At 56.6% G+C, this 16,881-nt stretch carries 13 protein-coding genes; 6 read left to right on the top strand and 7 right to left on the bottom strand.

Annotated elements, in window-relative coordinates; translation table 11 throughout:
- The first annotated feature begins 25 nt into the window (after positions 1-25).
- The 5 genes from ACZ5AL_RS14470 to ACZ5AL_RS14450 all read left to right on the top strand — a co-directional run bounded on the left by ACZ5AL_RS14470 (position 26) and on the right by ACZ5AL_RS14450 (position 5,756).
- Positions 26-760: a LytR/AlgR family response regulator transcription factor gene (locus ACZ5AL_RS14470; protein ID WP_464511277.1), complete on the top strand. Its 735-nt coding sequence runs from the start codon at positions 26-28 to the stop codon at positions 758-760.
- 69 nt (positions 761-829) lie between these two features.
- The gene (locus ACZ5AL_RS14465; RefSeq protein WP_464511275.1) at positions 830-1,363 is read left to right on the top strand and encodes an adenine phosphoribosyltransferase; all 534 of its coding nucleotides are present in this window, start codon (positions 830-832) and stop codon (positions 1,361-1,363) included.
- A gap of 57 nt (positions 1,364-1,420) precedes the next feature.
- Positions 1,421-3,004, top strand: a complete 1,584-nt coding sequence (locus ACZ5AL_RS14460) for an MFS transporter (RefSeq protein ID WP_464511274.1) — start codon at positions 1,421-1,423, stop codon at positions 3,002-3,004.
- A gap of 119 nt (positions 3,005-3,123) precedes the next feature.
- Positions 3,124-4,188 carry a hypothetical protein gene (locus tag ACZ5AL_RS14455; protein ID WP_464511272.1) on the top strand — a complete coding sequence of 355 codons (1,065 nt, stop codon included), beginning with the start codon at positions 3,124-3,126 and terminating at the stop codon, positions 4,186-4,188.
- A gap of 647 nt (positions 4,189-4,835) precedes the next feature.
- Positions 4,836-5,756: a TolB family protein gene (locus ACZ5AL_RS14450; RefSeq protein ID WP_464511271.1), complete on the top strand. Its 921-nt coding sequence runs from the start codon at positions 4,836-4,838 to the stop codon at positions 5,754-5,756.
- Positions 5,757-5,898: 142 nt separating this feature from the next.
- On the opposite strand, the gene ACZ5AL_RS14445 is transcribed toward ACZ5AL_RS14450, so the two are convergent.
- The 6 genes from ACZ5AL_RS14445 to ACZ5AL_RS14420 form a co-directional block, all read right to left on the bottom strand.
- On the bottom strand, positions 5,899-6,849 hold the full coding sequence (locus ACZ5AL_RS14445) for an alpha/beta fold hydrolase (RefSeq protein WP_464511270.1): 951 nt from the start codon (positions 6,847-6,849) through the stop codon (positions 5,899-5,901).
- 674 nt (positions 6,850-7,523) lie between these two features.
- Entirely contained in the window at positions 7,524-9,020 is a 1,497-nt protein-coding gene (locus ACZ5AL_RS14440; protein WP_464511268.1) for an acyl-CoA synthetase, read from the bottom strand.
- Between the two features lie 83 nt (positions 9,021-9,103).
- A complete protein-coding gene (locus ACZ5AL_RS14435) occupies positions 9,104-10,633 on the bottom strand; it encodes a sodium:solute symporter family transporter (protein ID WP_464511267.1) in 1,530 nt (509 codons plus the stop codon).
- A 97-nt stretch (positions 10,634-10,730) separates the two neighbouring features.
- Positions 10,731-11,717 carry a 3-oxoacyl-ACP synthase III family protein gene (locus tag ACZ5AL_RS14430; protein ID WP_464511266.1) on the bottom strand — a complete coding sequence of 329 codons (987 nt, stop codon included), beginning with the start codon at positions 11,715-11,717 and terminating at the stop codon, positions 10,731-10,733.
- 75 nt (positions 11,718-11,792) lie between these two features.
- Positions 11,793-12,545: a 3-oxoacyl-ACP reductase FabG gene (gene fabG, locus ACZ5AL_RS14425; protein ID WP_464511264.1), complete on the bottom strand. Its 753-nt coding sequence runs from the start codon at positions 12,543-12,545 to the stop codon at positions 11,793-11,795.
- An 87-nt stretch (positions 12,546-12,632) separates the two neighbouring features.
- On the bottom strand, positions 12,633-15,035 hold the full coding sequence (locus ACZ5AL_RS14420) for a TonB-dependent receptor (RefSeq protein ID WP_464511263.1): 2,403 nt from the start codon (positions 15,033-15,035) through the stop codon (positions 12,633-12,635).
- A gap of 570 nt (positions 15,036-15,605) precedes the next feature.
- Here ACZ5AL_RS14420 and ACZ5AL_RS14415 point away from each other — a divergent pair.
- Positions 15,606-16,139, top strand: coding sequence for a hypothetical protein (locus ACZ5AL_RS14415; protein WP_464511262.1), 534 nt, complete (start codon positions 15,606-15,608; stop codon positions 16,137-16,139).
- Between the two features lie 92 nt (positions 16,140-16,231).
- Here the strand turns inward: ACZ5AL_RS14415 and ACZ5AL_RS14410 are convergent, their stop codons facing one another.
- Positions 16,232-16,750: a GbsR/MarR family transcriptional regulator gene (locus ACZ5AL_RS14410; RefSeq protein WP_464511260.1), complete on the bottom strand. Its 519-nt coding sequence runs from the start codon at positions 16,748-16,750 to the stop codon at positions 16,232-16,234.
- Positions 16,751-16,881 lie beyond the last annotated feature (131 nt).

Genomic DNA, 16,881 nt, shown 5'->3' with positions numbered 1-16,881 from the left:
GTTTAACACAAGGATACGCTACGCTATGCGCTGTATACTGGTCGACGATGAGCCGCTAGCGCGCGAGCGCTTTCGGTCGCTCCTTGATGAAGCTGATGCCGATGTTACGATAGTTGGCGAAGCCGGCAGTGGCAAAAAAGCCGTGCCCCTCATCCACGACACGCAGCCCGAGGTCGTTTTTCTGGATGTGCAGATGCCCGTACTCGACGGGTTCGATGTGGTGGACCTGCTGGCGAAGCGACGTCCGCATATCGTATTCGTGACGGCCTACGACGAGTACGCTCTCAAGGCATTTGAGGTACACGCACTAGATTACCTCACCAAGCCCGTTAGGCTAACGCGCCTAAACGATACGCTTCAGCGGCTCAAATCTGCTTCGCCCACAGCCTCGCGCAATGGACTGGAAGCGCTGCAGCAAGAACGCCACGACCAGCGGCTGCGTCGCCTTACCGTACACGTCGGACGCAAGCTGCGCGTGGTCGATCTTGACGAGGTGCGTTACATTGAGGCCGAGGACAAGCTGGTGTTTGTCCATCTGGACGACAAGCGCTATCGAACAGATTTTACGCTTCAGGAACTGGAACAGCGTCTTGATGATCGCTTTGTGCGCATCCACCGATCGGTTATTGTAAATCTGGAGGCCACCTACGAGCTGGTCCCATGGTCGTCGGGCACGTACCGGCTGCGACTCAACGACGGCACCGAACTCCCGGTTGCGCGGCGGCGCACACAAGACGTAAAAGCAGCTCTCGGAACGTAACGGATCCGTACGGCCTGCTTATCCATACGTTGGGGTGGTTCATCGTTTGTTCTGATTGCTGTGCTCCTCATGCCTTCTGCTGATGTGCTTGCCCATGCCTTGCGGACAATCCCGGATTTCCCCAAACCCGGGATTCAATTCAAAGACATCACGCCGATTCTCTCCGATCCAACGCTGTTGGACACTGCGGTAGCAGCACTCGTCGAACCCTATGCAGAAGCCGACATCACCAAGGTCGTGGGCGTAGAGGCGCGCGGGTTTATTCTGGGACCGCTTCTGGCACGCGAACTCAATGCTGGATTTGTGCCCGTGCGCAAGGAAGGGAAGTTGCCCCACAGCACGCACACCGAAACGTATGACCTGGAGTACGGCACCGACACCGTTGAAATGCATGTCGATGCCCTCACTCCTGTAGATCGTGTGCTGCTCCACGACGATGTTCTGGCCACCGGCGGCACAGCAGCCGCTACCATGCGCCTGATTCAACGCAGCAACGCCACCCTGCATGGATTCTCGTTTCTGGTCGAGCTGGCTTTCTTAGACGGCCGCGCTGCCCTCGACGACTCGCGTCCGTTTCACAGTGTGCTTACAGTTGAGGGGTAATCCCCGCCTGCCTCCTCACAGTGCATTGTTCACTCCCTGCGTACCCACTTTTGTCTTATGCTTGACATCCAAAAACGCCTTTCCAACTCGTTCTATGCGCTGTTAGCGCTTCCGGCTACCGCCATGGGATTTGCGCTCACGGTGCAAATTGCTGCGCTGAGCTGGATTTTGAGTACGCAGTACGGGCTGCAGATCGATGAAATCGGCATTGTGTGGGCCACCGGACCCATTGCCGGGATCATTGGCCAGGTGGTCATTGGCATTATCAGCGATAAGGTGTGGTTCTGGAACGGACGCCGCCGTCCTTTTCTCATAATTGGCGGTGTGTTGGCCTCGCTCATGATTCTGGCCCTGCCCAACATTGGGGTCATACAAGAAGGACTCGGGCTCGATGGGGTGCTCGGCATCGCCATCATCGTGTCGATGACGCTCGATCTGTCGATCAACCTCTCGTTTAACCCGGCGCGATCAATTATCGCCGATGTGACACCCGAGGGCCGCGAGCGGACCAAAGGGTACACCTGGATGCAAACGGTGTCGGGCACGTTTGGCGTGCTGGCCTACCTGATCGGCGCGGTCTTCGACAACTTTGTGCTGCTGTACTTTGGCGTCGGGCTCGTCTTTTTCTTCTCGGTGATCCCGCCGCTCTTCGTAAAAGAACCGAAGTACCTGGGCAAGTACGACGAAGATGAAGAGGAACTGGATCGGCTTGCCGCAGAGCGCGGCGAAGACACGTCTAGCATCAGCAGCTTTGATGACATTAGCCTTATGCAAATCCTCCACGGCATTCGTCCGCTGTGGGGCTTCCTAGTCTATGCCGTCTATGCCATTGTGATGCGGCTTACCGGATTCGAGTTTGCTGGATACTACTTCGAGGGTGTGCTGCTGGCCATCACACTCTTCTTTATTGCCGAGGCGCTGATGAAGTCCGAGGCAGGCAAATCTGACGAAGAGGCCGGACTCATTGGGTTTCGCAAAGTGTTGGCTGCGCACTCATTTACGTGGATTGGCATCCAATCGATGTTCATCTATCTGTTCGCCGCCCTTGACTTCCGACTGCCGGGGATGAGCGACGATGAGTTGGGGACCGTCGTGAATTGGAGCTTCTTTTCGTTAAACCTCGTCGCGGCCATCCTGCCTGTGCTGGCGTTAGAGCCGCTGGCCAACAAGTTTGGCCGCGTAAAAGTGCACGCGGTCGCGTTGGCTTGCACCGCAGCTGGATACGTGGGCATTCTGGCGTTTGGGTTTTCGCCCTGGGCCATTTACCTGTGGATGGCGGTTGTGGGCATCGGGTGGGCCTCCACGATTAGCCTGCCGTTTGCCATCATGTCGCAAAAAATCGACCAGGACAAGATGGGACTCTACATGGGGCTCTTTAACCTGTCGGTAGTGTTGCCTCAACTGGTTGCCAGCTTTGGAGTGGGCGAGGCCGTGGAAGCCGTAGACGACAAGGGCCTGTTGTTTATCATCTGTGCGGCCACAGTCGGCTTTTCCGCGGTGGCCTGGCTCATGGTGAAAGAGCCCGAAGACGAGCAGACCGAAAACCCTGTGCTCCTCGATCAGGAGATCGAAGACGAGGTGCTTGATGACGCTGCAGACGGTGACGGCGAGATCCAGGAAGGCCGTCGCGATGCGTTGTAAGATCGTGCAGGGTAGAGTGGGCTCGGCGTAACGCGTATCGACAGCCAACTCAACCTTGTACGCAGACGTAGCGTATTAGTTGTGTTGATGGCTTGCGAACCAACTTGTCTTGATGGCTCATGCGCACCGTATCGATTCTTTTTGTATGGCTTCTTTTGGTGGGCGGCACCGTAGATGCGCACGCCCAGTTTCGCATGGAAAAGGCACAGGGCGAGGCGCTCTTTCCGGAGACGTTAGGCGACCTGCAGCGAACTGAGCTTGACCTTGGGTCGGGCTTTGCCGGACGCGGTCATCGCGTGGATCCGTTGGGGTACATCCCAACACAGCAAATCCGAGCCACCTATACGCATGGGAGCGGAGCCGACGTAACCGTGCACTGGTATGCCACGCACGACGGTTTCGACCAACTCTTTGAACATGCTGATGCTGCGGCTCTGGCGCTACAGTCGCTTGTTCGAACGCCTGAGGATCTCTCAACAAAAACGCTGGATGAGCGAACGGTCTACGAGGGCGCGGTTGAAGAAGATCTGCCAGCTCTGTTTTACGAAGACACAGACCACACGCCCTCCGAGCACGCCACACTTGTTGTGCCCCTTAGCGGAACAGCCGTGGTAGCATGGCAAGCCGAAACCGAGGCCACCTCGTCCGAAGTGCTTCGTGAAGCGACACAAGCACTTGATTTCGAAGCCTTTGACCGGGCTGCCAAGCGCTATACGGAATCGGCTACTGAATCGTATCTGTGGGATGTGCTGGCCGTGCTTCCTACCGAACTGTTGGAGAAAACGCGCACATCCTACTATGTCGACACATCGGGCTTCGATGCGCCTCTTCTGCGCGTCAACGCGTTTTACGACGAAGCAGGCCACGACGATATGGGACTTTCTGTGGGCACCCATCGGGATGCCGCGTTGTCATTTGATGAGGCCTTTCCATATCCATTAGAGCGCGGATTGGCATCGGGCGCCATCACAGAGGATACGCACGACGGTTATACCACCTATGCATTCGTGAGTGCAGATGCCGAGCGCGCGCTTATTGTGACAGACGAAGAAACCGGCTGGGTGCTTCTGTTCGGTTCAGATGCCGACAAATTAGAGGAGACCGCGGCAACGATTGACCTGGAGGCCCTGTTCGACGTGTTTGCTACATTTCACCGTGCCCTGTGGCCTCCGCATGGCCTGTAATCGGCGTTCATGTGCCCCGATGAACGACAAACCCCATGGACGACAAAATCGACACGAAGGCACAGCCCAACTGACACTGTCAATCGGGGGCCCGTTGCACCACAGACATGACCTTCGGACCCAGCACTTATATCCCTTGCATCCCTTCACCCCTGATCCAGCACGGGGCTCTTGTTCACGCACTGGAAACGCATCTCGAAGCGAGGAGACCACAAATCTGATACAACGGTGTATTGTGCTGAAAAACCCAGACGTATACCTTGGTCGCAACGATCTGCGAAGCGTGTGACGAAGGATATCCTCCAGCGAGAAAACCTTCGTTGACCCGCCAAGTGTCAAGTTTGTGTGATCACCGGGGGGGGGCAATTTTACAATGGGCGGGCTGCGTGGTATCATGGATGTGTATGCAGCACACATCAACGGCTCTTCATGCTGTAGGTCGGTTCTAGTTTTATTAAGCGATAGATTTGATTGGTATGTATTTGTTGTCTGTTTCAGCAATGTGTTCGCTGCCCACGGGCCGACAAGCTGCGCTTAGGCGTGCTTGCAAAGCAGACCTTGACTCATTAGAGACGAGTTCAGGGCATTCTTGGATGCTGAGGCTACCGCTTTCCGTTTTGGTGTTGCTCACAAGTGTATGGCTTTTGATGGGTTGCTCGCTCCTCGGCACTGAAGACGACCCGCCCTGGGATACCGACATTCCTGAAAGCGAAGACTTCAATGCGCAAGCCCCTGTGTGGACGTCCGATGGAGAGTCAATTTTCTTTCTTCATACCCAGGAAGGAAACGACGCCAATCCTGGCCGACTCAATCAACTCTGGAAGGTCGATATTGCCAGTGGCGAACGAGAGCAGATTGCCCCCGGTCGAATGACGACTCCCGATTTAAGTCCAGACGGGGCATGGGTTGTATTCCACTCGCGAGCGCAGTTTTCGCATCTGTACAAACTCCACCTTGAGAGGGATTCGCTGGTGGCCCTCACCGGGCCGGGATCTCCTAATCCCGACCTTGACGCAACGACTGTAGCACGGTGGCATCCGGATGGAGAGCGCATCCTCTATGCGCGCTCGGCAGGTGAACCCCGCGGGCTTTCCAAAATGAATGCTGACGGCACCGACGCCCATATCTTCATCCCGTATGGCGTGCAGGGCGACTGGTTTCCGGATGGAGAGCGTGTTGTGTATGTGAACTGGGACCAGAATGAAGAAACGCAGCACCGCCGCCAGCAAATTTACGTAGCGGATGTAGATGGCTCAAACGCCCGCAAACTCACCAACTTGCCCAATTCAGATGTGGTAGCTCCGCGTGTATCCCCAGATGGGACACAAATTGCCTTTGCGTACGGAGCTCAGCAAGGGCCGCGTGACCTGTATCTGATGGACACTGATGGTTCAAACCTCCAGCAAATTACCGGAGGCCGCGGGAGTGATCGAAGAGCAGACTGGCATCCGTCCGGCGAGAAGATTGTGTTTGAGCGCGTGTTTCGTGCCAACTACCAGCAAACGAGGTACTCGTACGTACTTGACCTTGAAACGCTGGAGGTAGAGCCAGTTTTCCCTGCCAATTAGGATCACACGCAAGAAACCAAAGCACAACGGGTAACGAGCTCGACAGCGGGATGTACGTCCCGATAAACACAGCCCACGGGGCGTTCTCTGCAATAGAGGACGTCCCGTGTTACGTTGCACCCAAGCCATCCAAGAATGCGGGCTACTCATGCGCCTCCAGAAATGCCCGCACATGCTCCCGAAAGACTTCAGGCTGCTCAAACATGAGCAAGTGCCCGGCGTTGTCGACCAGATGTACCTGCGCATTGGGCAGCGCCTCCTCGGCGCGCTGGGCGATGGCTTCGGTGTCCCACTGCGGGTTCAAGTACGGGTTGGGGATGAGCTTGTCGCCAGTGCCGTAGAGCACGAGCGTGGGGTGCACCACATCCTCCAGCCGGTCGTACACGGGTCCATCGAGCATGCCCGCCACCGAAGCTGAGTTGGCGTGCGCATATCCCATAAAGTCGTTACGGGTGGCGAGGGCATGGCGCTGCTCGATGAGCCAGGCGTAGTCTTCGGACCAGTTGGCGAAGTTTGCTGCTGTGTTCTGGCGAATCGCTGACGAATCGGATTCGGCAATGGCCTGGGGCGTCATGGTCTGACGCAGTGCTTGGGCTTGCTCTTCGGTGAACGTCTCGATGCCCGCGGGTGACACCAACACCAGGCGCTCTATCGTGTCGGGGGATTCGAGTGCGAGCGTGAGGCCAACCTGTCCGCCCATGGAGACGCCCACGTACGTGATGGGCGCGAGGCCGAGCGTATCCACAAACCCGCGCACCGCTTCCGCGAAGTCCGTCATGCGTCCCGATACGTCGTGCTTGCTCGACACGCCAAAGCCCGGCAGGTCGAGCGCCAGCACGCGGTAGGTTTCCGAGAGCGGTTCGATGTGGTCGCGCCAGAGCGAAAGGTTGGAGCCGAGTCCGTGCACCAGCAGCAGGGGAGGGCCGTCACCACCCGTATCCACATACGCCAGCGTGTCGGAGCCAACGGCTATGGTTTCGAGCGATGCATCAGGGTAGTAGGGCAGCGGCTCCACGTCGGGCGTTTGGGCAGTGGCAGGCATGGCGAGCAGGACGGTAACAAGGATGAGAACAAGGGTAGCAGCGCGAGGCATACGAATCACACAGGTTGGTTTAGAAGGATGCGAAGGGGGGCAGCGGTTTGCGTATTGGGGACCGTCGCTCTCAGTAACAACATCTGTCCTGAAGCGAACAGTCCTCCGATCGCCTGCAGGATAGTGCTGGGTCACACGTCAATTTTGGGGTGATGCTCATGTGTCCAACCATGCTGGGAAGAAACCCACAACCATGTCATTGCGAGCGCAGCGACGCAATCTCATGCTATCAAGCCAGATGCAGCCGCCCACTCAACGGCATGAGATCGCACTCCAAGAGTACTCGTTCGTTGTGCTCACAGCGCCACGTTCGGTCGTAGGCTCCCTCCTCGCGATGACATTTTCGGCCCCTAATTCAGGTGTGACGTAAGTGACCTCAACAATGGTTTTGGGGATTGCCGGTTGGTTTCCCCTCCATCCTACCCTTCCTCCCCGAGGAGGAAGGAACCGTGGAGGGCGTTCCTCAAGTCCCCCTCAGAGGAGGGGGATTTAGGGGGAGGGATTGCGTAAGATTTTATAGAGCATACACTTATGTGCAACGGAGTACCGTGCAAATGAGGGCGTGTATTAACAACGTCGGGGCGCACATGATACCTGTTTGAAACGCACAAACTCCCAACTTCATGCTTGTCTTTACTTAGAGGGATGCGAACAGTCCTCCGAGCGCTTGCAGGTTACGATGCAGGGACGGAAAACGAGTCGCGCAGCGCGGTCTTCTGGATTTTGCCGCTGTGGCCTTTGGGGAGGGTGTCGCGAATCTCAATGTATTTGGGCACCTTGTAGCGCGCCAGATGCGTTGTGCAGTGCGCGCGCAGGGCTACGGTATCCAACTGAGTGCCTGCAACGAAGGCGGCTCCGACTTCGCCCCACTGGTCATCGGGCACGCCAATGACGGCTGTCTCCTCCACCCCGTCGTGTTCGTGCAGCACGGCTTCAATTTCAGCCGGATACACGTTTTCCCCGCCGCTGATGTACATCTCTTTCTTGCGCCCCACAACAAAGAAGTAGCCCTCGTCATCCACCTCGACCAGATCGCCCGTGTGGAACCAGCCGTTGGCGTCAATGGCGTCGGCGGTGGCTTCTTCGTTGCGCCAGTAGCCGGGGGTCACGACGGGGCCGCGCATCAGCAGTTCGCCGGTGGTGTTTGGGGATACCTCGGTGCCGTCGTCATCCACCACTTTGGTGTCAATGTAGAAGTTGGGGAAGCCAATGGAGCCGATCTTGCGGAGGGCGTCGCGGGCGGGGAGCGAGAAGCAGTTCACGCCGACCTCGGTCATGCCAAAGCCCTGCCGGATGGGTACGCCTTTGTTTTGCCATGTGCGAATCAGTGGTTCGGGCATGGCTTCACCGCCCACGATGGCATAGCGCACGGTGTCGAGCGCTACCTCATCGAAGACAGAACTGTCGGACATCAATTTGAGCATGGTGGGTACGCCCCAGAGAATAGTGAACGCCTCGGCGTCGCAGTCGCGGAGCAGCGTGTCGGCGTCGAAGTCGGGATACAGGTGGGTAGTGGCGCCGTGCAACAGGAACGGCGTAAGCAGCACGTTCCAGCCGCCGGTGTGGTAAAACGGGGCGGCGTTGAACGAGCGGTCGCTGGAGGTCAGGTCCAGGCGCATTTCGGTATTTACGGCGTTCCAGAACAGCATGCCATGCGAGATGATCGCGCCTTTCGGGCGTCCGGTGGTGCCCGAAGTGTAGAGAATCATCAGCGGGTCCTCAAGTGTCGGCGAGGGCACTGGAGCGTGGGCCTCGGTAGGAGCTTGCGCGATGAGGGCGGATATGTCGCTCAGCGGAACGAGGTGGGAGGTGACGTCAAGCGTCTGGGCGGTTTCGGACTGCGCATCCGCCAGAAATAAAACGGACGGTGCACTGTCGTCTACCAGATATTGGAGCTCCGAAGCGGTGAGCCGGTAGTTGAGGGGTACGAGTATGAACCCGGCTTTCTGGGCGGCAATGAACAGTTGTACGTGCTCGACGCTGTTCGCTGCGAGTACGCCGATCCGGTCGCCGGGGGAAAGATTATACTGTGCTTGCAGTTGGTGTGCGAGGCGCTCGCCCTGCTCGTGAAGGTCGGCATACGTGTAGATGCGTCCGGTCGGCTCCCACACGAGAGCGGGGGCATCCGGGGTGTAGCGGGCGTGGCGTTCGGTCCAGTCGGTGCGAATCATGGGGATGCGCGGGGTTTGGGCGTTCGGTTGGGATACTCGTTGGGACACATCGGCGATGTGCCCGTACGATGATCTCGATCTTGCTATGCTCGGGCTTCGGGATCGGCGGCCTTTTCGGTGGAGTCGGACAGGGCGGGCTGGCCCCAGATCCAGTAGCCTACGAGCGCGACGGCCGTGCTGGAGAGTAGGGCAAAGGTGGCGGGGACCGCCGGGTTGTTTGCGTACATTGTGATCTCGCCGTAGTAGACCCCGAAGTGGACGACGAGTGCGGTGATGGCTGATGCGAGCACTACGGTTTTCGGCATGCCCCGGGCAAAGATGCCGAACAGGATGGGGACGAAGGTTGCCGAGAAGAGGGCATACACCCCGTTCTGTCCTAAGATAGCGACGGAGAGTTCCGGGTTGGTGATCTGGCCATAGGAGATGAAGGCAATCACCGGAGCCAGAGCGAGTAGGAAGTAGCGGCTGTAGCGCACGCCACGCTCTTCGATTTCCTCTTTCGAGAGCTTCCCCGAACGGCTTGCCAGCACGCGGTAGACGTCGTTCGAGAAGATGGTGGAGAGCGCAACGAGCAGCCCCTCCATCGTCGAGAAGCCCGCGGCGACGAGTCCGATGAGGATTATGGAGCGGACAAACGGCCCAAACACCTCCACAATGTAGGTGGGCACAACGTCGTCGGGCACCATCGTGGCGGCTTCGGGCATCAGAATACGCGCATACAGCCCGATCAGGATCACGGCGAAGAACAGAATCAGCACGATGATTCCTGTAGCCAGGTACTTGTTCACATCGCGCGCATTCTTGAGGTAGAGGGCTTTTGACATCACGTGTGGCTGATTCACGATGGCGATGCCAATCAGAAAGTTGCAGAACACCACCTCGAAGTAGTCGCGAAAGAGCAGGCTCTCGGGATTAGTAGGCTGTGCGAGTACGGGGTCAACATCCGACAGCTGGCCCAGGAAGCCGCTGAATCCATCAGCAAAGTACGTAATGCCCGATCCAATCAGCAGCACCGCAACCACGATCATGATGATGGCCTGCGCTGAGTTGGTGAGCGTGTGTGCGCTGGCGCCGCCCGACATGATGTAGATGAGCGGGAAGATGATGACGAACGCCATAGCCAGGAACACATCCACGCCGAGAACGCTGGCCAGCACCCGTGAGAGTCCCACCGTGATGAGCACCAGAAACGCGATTTGCAGGAGGCTGGCAACGGCAAAGAAGAGCGTGAGGCGCTGATCCTCGAAGCGATCGCCAATCCACTGGGGTACGGTGAGGGCTGTCACCTCATCGCCCACCGTGCGAAACGCCTTCGAGAACACGATAAGCCCCAGAAACACCCCGAGCGGCATCGCGACGGCATACCCCAGCACGCCGGATACACCATACAGGTAGATGAGTCCCGGATTGATGATAAACGTGGCGGCGCTGGTCAGGTTGGCGGCCAGCGACATGCCCACAAAGACCGGACTGACCGTGCGGCTGCCTACCGAAAACGAGGCAAACCCGCTCATTTTCTTGATGCCCACGAACGCCGCGATGCTCACAAGCACCAGGTAGACGGTAAAGAAGATCCAGGCAAAGCCGGTTTCGCCGAGTGCAGAGAGGTCCATAATGGCGTGTTACGGTAGATTCATAGGTTCAGCAGTAGAGACGCATCGCCGATGCGTCTCTACTACCACCAATGGTTGATTCAATGCAAGCACCATGTCACCCCCACTCCAGCGCCATGCCTGCAATGGAAGCACCACCGCCCGAGGCAATCAAGAACACGAGATCGCCTTTCGAGAGCAGATTCTTGCTATCGGCATCGGCCAGGGCCATGGCGATGCAGGCGTTGCCCGTGTAGCCAAAACGATCCATCACATTGTGCGCTTTCTCAGGGGGCAGGTCCAGCCGGTCGAGCGTTTCCTGAATGCTTGTGATGTTGATCTGCGTAAAGAAGTAGCGATCGACATCACCAGGCGTCACATCCAGATCGTTGGCAAGCGTGCGAACGAGGGCTGTCCACTGGTCGGGGTTGAACCCGTCGGGAAATTTCTTGCGGAACTCCAGCTTCTGCACGCGTCCATTTGGTTCGGTAACAGGCCGGTCGCTTCCACCCGTGTAAATGCCCATATAGCTGTGGTACTCGCCTTTGGTATCGAGGCGGGCCGTGCGAATCCCCCCTGTACCTTCGCGTCGTTCCAGCACAGCAGCCCCTGCACCATCAGCAAAGAGAGAGGCGGTGTTCTTCTGGTCGTAGTCGATGAACCGGCTCATTAGATAGGCGCCAATCACGAGTACGCGCTGATACTGTGCATCCGATTCCATGAACTTGCGGGCGGTATCCAGCGCCGTCACGAATCCAGCGCAAGCCGTATTCACGTCGAAGGTGGCGGCCTGTCGCGCACCTAACTTATCCTGCACCACCGCAGAGGTCGCGGGCGAGAGAAAGTCGGGGGTATCTGTGGAGAGCACAATCAGGTCGATATCAGAGGCGTCGCATTCGGCCTGTTTGAGCGCTTGCTTTGCCGCCTGCACAGCGAGGTCTGATGTGGACTGGTTTTCGGTGGCATACCGGCGCTCGTGGATATTGCGATGCTCACGCAAGAAGCTATCGACATCTTCCCCATACAGGTCGTTAAAGTACTGATTCGAAACGACCTGGTCGGGGGCATAAAGTCCCGTTCCGATGATGTGTGCAGCGTGTGGCATGAGGGTGCGTGCGAGTTCAGAGTGATACGACCAGAATAAAGAAACAGGTGCAGGGGGATGCGAAGCGTATGCTGCCTACATGACCAGCCCGCCATCCACACTCAGCACCGCGCCGGTGATAAAGGCCGCGTCGTCGGAGGCAAGGAAGGTATACGCATTGGCAATGTCTTCGGCGGTCCCCAGGCGACCCAGTGGGGTCTTCTCCTTGAGGTTGTTGAGCACCTTCTCGGGCACGGTATCCACCATGGGCGTTTCGATGAAGCCCGGTGCCACCGCGTTGACGGTGATGCCATCGCGCCCAAACTCGCGGGCCCAGGTGCGGGTCATGCCAATCACGCCGGACTTGCTGGCCACGTAGTTCGTCTGCCCAAAGTTGCCATACAGCCCCACAACCGACGCCGCGTTCAGTACGCGTCCGTGCTCGCTGGCCGACAGGTGCGGATAGGCAGCCTGCGTACAGTGGAAGACGCCCTCCAGGTTGACCTCGATCACCGACCGAAAATCCTCCGGATCCATCTTTTTGAGTGTGGCATCGCGGGTGATGCCGGCGTTGTTTACGAGGATGTCGAGCGTGCCGAACGCCTCGATGGTAGACACCATCAGCGCATCGACGGAGGATCGGTCGGCCACGTTGCATTCGACAAACCGTGCTGTGCCGTCGGTGTCGGTGATGGCATTAACGGTGCTCTGGCCCGCCTCCTGGTTCACATCTGCAACAATGACCTGAGCGCCTTCATGGGCAAACTTCAGGGCGGTGGCACGGCCAATGCCCTGGCTGCCGCCCGTTACGATAGCGGTGCGCCCGGATAGACGGTTGGATTGAGACATATAAACGGTATTGGATTCGAGAAAACACATTGTTATGATGTGGAGACACGGCGGTACGCGTCCCCACGGGGCAAGTCAAAAGACTGCTTAAAACCGCAGTCCGTCAAATCGATAGGTGGCGCCGACCCAGATGAGACGGTCGCGCACCGGGCCACCCAGCACATCGCTGCCCTCGTTGTTGAACAGGTTCGAGACGCTAAGCTGCAGGTCGACGCCTGCCTGAGGAACGCTGTAGTTTACGCTCAGGTCGGCAACGAAGCGGGCCGGTATTTCACCGTCCTCAAGCAACACCTCGCTGTTCCAATTGCCCGCCTGGAAGGTGTAGGCCGATTGCCAGCGTCCGCTCAGGCTAATCGAATAGTTGTCGAAGCCGACGTTGCGCATAGTGGCCGATCCTTTGAGCTTCACCTCGGGCACGTTCAGTTCGAGGTCCTCGTTGGCATCGCCGCTTTCGAAGCTAGATAGATCCGTCCACGTTACATTGCCCGACAGGTTGAACTGCTCGCTGGCAAAGTAATTGAGGCCAAGCTCTACGCCACGCACGGTAGCCTCTCCAAAGTTTGTGTATGTGAACAGCGGGCCAACCGGGGTTCCGTCAGGCTCGAATGCGATTACATTTACGCCATCGGCAACGGGACTAAGCGGACTGATGAAATCAGTGTACCAGGAGTTGTAGAGCACTGCATCTACAAAGAGTTGGTTGCCCAGCTGACCTTTGTACCCCAGTTCAATTGAGTTCACTTCCTCGGGAGAGAGCGGGTCGATTTCGTCAACGACGTTGCCATCAGCGTCTTGCAGCGTGTAGCCGTCGGCATTGCCACGTAGCACCTGATCAATGAGCAAGTGGCTTTCCAAGACCGTGGGGCTCTTGAACGCCCGATTGTAGCCGATGCGGATATTGTTTTCGGGAGCAACGGTGTAGACAAGTGCAGCTTTCGGACTAAACTGCGTGCCGTAGGTGCTGTGATCGTCAACGCGGGCAGCTGCGTTCAGTCGGAGGTTCTCACCGATGTAATAGTCGGCCTGCGCGTATCCGCCGATTTCGGTAGCACTGATGTCTTCTCCGGCTCCATCGGCAAGGAAGGTACCTTCTGAATCAGGATTGTACTGGCGCAACTGAGCACCTGTGACGAATTCGAGCGATCCAATCTCGTTGGAGTACTGGACCTCTGAATCCAACAACTCGCCTTTGTCAACAAAGCGGTTGGCTTCGCGGAGCGCAGGCAGGTCAACATCTCCAAGACTATTGATGTTGTTTTGGTCGTCAGCAATCAAGGCCAACGCCGCGCCACCGAGTCCATCGATCTGGTACGTGTCGCCGGCGTCGTTGCCTGTGCGCGTGAACTGTGCGTACCAGTTGCTGCTGCTAAGCTGAATGTTTTGGTAGTTGACTTGCCATCCGAGAATGCGATTGCGGCCCGTGTTCGTCAGGCCCAGATTGTCGTTCTCGGAAAATCCGAAGCTGCCTTCGAGCATCCAGTCGTCGGCAAACCGATAGTACAGGCTTCCCTCAGCCCGAATCGATTCGATGCTGTAGTCGTTGTCGATTAGGTCGCCCTCGAAAAAGCCGCTGTAGTAGTGAGGGGCCGGCTGCGCAGCACTGTCTTCCGTACGCTCGGGCTGGAAGTCAGTCGCTGTTAAGTATTGACCGGTTACTTTCCATCCAAAGGCATCGTTCACGGTGCCCGCCGCGCGCATGTTTATGTCGAATAGGTCGTTTTCGCCGCCACGAAGGTCAAGCGCGATCCCCGACTCATTCCATGGGTCTTTTGTGATGACATTGACCACGCCAGTATGAGCATTGGGACCGTAGAGCGCAGAGGCCGGTCCTACAATAACCTCAATGCTCTGCACATCAAGCTGAGAGGTGGGCAAAAAGTTGCCCTGTGGCAATCCGGTGCCGGGTAGTTGGGCCACACGGCCATCGGTCATCGACAGCATACGCGTGTTGAAGTGGTTGTTGAAGCCACGTGCCGAGATGCCCTGGCTGTTGATTCCGGCATCCACAAAATCAACCCCCTTCAGGTTGGAAAGCGCGGAGAGAAAAGAACCGCCGCCGCTCTCTTGTAGCTGATCAGCCGAAACAGCCTGAATGTTAACTGGCGAATCGAGCACCTTTTCAGCACGACGCGAACCCGTTACCACAACCTCATCGCCCAGAAAGGTGCGCGGCTCTAACACAAAATTGCCCTGCGTAGTAGCATCGGCATTAATTTCCACTTCAAATGTGGCGGCATCGTATCCCACAAAAGAAACGCGTACCGTATACGCCCCCACCTCTATATCCGATAGGCGATATGAGCCGTCGGCATCTGTACTTGTACCGCGTGAGGTTCCCTCTAGCACTACGTTGGCGCCGGGAAGTGGCTCGTTGGTATCGGCATCACGCACCTCACCTTCAAGCGCTCCCGATTGCGCAATTGCGGTTGAGGGGGCCAGTAGTGCCCCTACGAGTAGCGCCACTCCAAATACTATCCATCGTTGCATCATAGCAGTCACCGTATCTCTGTAAGCATCCCGTCTGTGCATCCAAACAGAAGCATTCCGCTCCTTTTCTTGTGTTTGGAAAATTGCAAATGTTTAGTTAGAGTGTAGGAAGCGCTTCCGTTAATGTCAAGCAGGAAATGAAGGACGTTCATTTTTACAGCCCCCTGCATACGAATAGTTGTCTCAGATTGATTATTGATAGCTACATGCCAAACCAAGTATTTACATAAAACGACTTTTCTGGATGGCCTAGCGTGGATATTTGGGCAGCCAGGCCTGGCTTCGTGAATATTTGGCCAACCAGCTAATGGGGAGGCATATAATGCACTGCGCCCTGTTTCGCGTAAGCGCTTTCAAGAATCTTAACAGAGGATAGCGCTTTAGATACAGCGAACTATATCCATTGGCGTGTAGCGTGATACGCAAATTACACGTCAATAAATGCGCTATAGCCTGTCTGTGTGCATTAAGGTGCAGTGTATTAAGGCGTGCTCCAAGCGGGCATTCGGCTGTTTGCTCAGCCGTTTCGTATATCATTTAGACGCAACGTTCCCCTGACTATCCCCGTCCGTTATGATTCGTCTGATACCTCTTTTTTTCGTTTCTCTGCTCATTGCTCCGTTGGTTGCCGATGCGCAAGTGCAAGAGCGCGTTAGTGACATTACTGGAGTTGAGCGATTCGTAAGTGAAGACCTACGTGATGTTGACCTCCACAGCTATCTAGGAGACGACATTGCTTTTCGGGCTGAGCACGAACGCAATCCTATGTCTGGAGAAGAGGCGTGGAAGCTCACCTTCTACGGGTTTGCTAATTCGTCTACGGACTTTTCGAGCGCCAGCCGAGTGCTCGTTTGGATTGATGGGCAGCGTATTCGTGCCAATGATGCCGAAAGCCGAACGCGTCGTATGGATGATTCGGTGATGGAAACGGTAACGGCCTACTTCTCTCCCTCGCAATTCGAACGCATGGCTAACGCAGAGCAACTAGAGTTTACCATTGGGTCTGCAGAGTTTGATCTGTCGTTTGCACAACGCGCTGATATGCGATCCATTATGGATATGGTGGCTAACGAGCCAATGCAGCATCAAGCCGATAACGACGACTAGAAAATACCTGCCGTACCACGGCTTAAGACTTTATCGTGTGACCTCGTGGACCTGCGTGCGGGGTAGGTAGAACGAGAGCCGGAGACAGGCTTTCAAACCCTGTTCTCAACAGACGAGGCATCCTCGGCCTCAAGCCGGGCTTGTTTAACCTCTTCCCAGCGCTTTGAAAAGTCCTGGTAAAACGACTCCATGAGCTGGTAAAAGGCGTGCATGTGCTCCAAGTTTTTGACGGTTTCAGAGTTGTCTTCGCCTCGGCTTCGTATCCGCTTTAGATAACGTTCGGCCAGCGATCGATTGCGCCGAACGGTTGCCATGTTGAACTTGAAGTTGTTATAGAAGATGTCGGGGTGAGACACGTAATAGTTACGGCGATTTACGGGGCCATCAACTTTACGAACCACGCCGATATCGGCCAGGCGGCGTACAGCGATAGAGATGGGACCTTTCGAGTGCCCAAGTAACTCCACCATGTCGTCTAGCGAAGCGGGTTCACTTTGCGTGAGTAGTAAGCCAACAATTAACCCCTGCAGTCGCTTGAGGCCATGCGATTCATAGATGTTACCGAACTCCTGGATGAGCTCTTCTTCAATAGCAGAGGGAGCGTGAGCCATAACGCATAAAAGACGCAGATACAAGAAATCGTATGCAGTCGAACATAGCCATCTCTGATAGGTTCGGCAGAACCGTGTAAAGCAACTCTCCAATCAAGCCACTGTGTCTCAAACACTCCTGGATCAAGAGA

This window comes from Natronotalea proteinilytica, from assembly GCF_055379935.1.
This window is presented reverse-complemented; position numbering and strand designations above follow the sequence as displayed.

Bases quoted from the DNA above. Each gene is read 5' to 3' on its own strand.
- ACZ5AL_RS14450 (WP_464511271.1), top strand. From the start codon at position 4,836: ATGGGTTGCTCGCTCCTCGGCACTGAAGACGACCCGCCCTGGGATACC.
- ACZ5AL_RS14445 (WP_464511270.1), bottom strand. From the start codon at position 6,849: ATGCCTCGCGCTGCTACCCTTGTTCTCATCCTTGTTACCGTCCTGCTC.
- ACZ5AL_RS14465 (WP_464511275.1), top strand. From the start codon at position 830: ATGCCTTCTGCTGATGTGCTTGCCCATGCCTTGCGGACAATCCCGGAT.
- ACZ5AL_RS14420 (WP_464511263.1), bottom strand. From the start codon at position 15,035: ATGATGCAACGATGGATAGTATTTGGAGTGGCGCTACTCGTAGGGGCA.
- fabG (WP_464511264.1), bottom strand. From the start codon at position 12,545: ATGTCTCAATCCAACCGTCTATCCGGGCGCACCGCTATCGTAACGGGC.
- ACZ5AL_RS14470 (WP_464511277.1), top strand. From the start codon at position 26: ATGCGCTGTATACTGGTCGACGATGAGCCGCTAGCGCGCGAGCGCTTT.
- ACZ5AL_RS14440 (WP_464511268.1), bottom strand. From the start codon at position 9,020: ATGATTCGCACCGACTGGACCGAACGCCACGCCCGCTACACCCCGGAT.
- ACZ5AL_RS14455 (WP_464511272.1), top strand. From the start codon at position 3,124: ATGCGCACCGTATCGATTCTTTTTGTATGGCTTCTTTTGGTGGGCGGC.
- ACZ5AL_RS14460 (WP_464511274.1), top strand. From the start codon at position 1,421: ATGCTTGACATCCAAAAACGCCTTTCCAACTCGTTCTATGCGCTGTTA.
- ACZ5AL_RS14415 (WP_464511262.1), top strand. From the start codon at position 15,606: ATGATTCGTCTGATACCTCTTTTTTTCGTTTCTCTGCTCATTGCTCCG.
- ACZ5AL_RS14410 (WP_464511260.1), bottom strand. From the start codon at position 16,750: ATGGCTCACGCTCCCTCTGCTATTGAAGAAGAGCTCATCCAGGAGTTC.
- ACZ5AL_RS14435 (WP_464511267.1), bottom strand. From the start codon at position 10,633: ATGGACCTCTCTGCACTCGGCGAAACCGGCTTTGCCTGGATCTTCTTT.
- ACZ5AL_RS14430 (WP_464511266.1), bottom strand. From the start codon at position 11,717: ATGCCACACGCTGCACACATCATCGGAACGGGACTTTATGCCCCCGAC.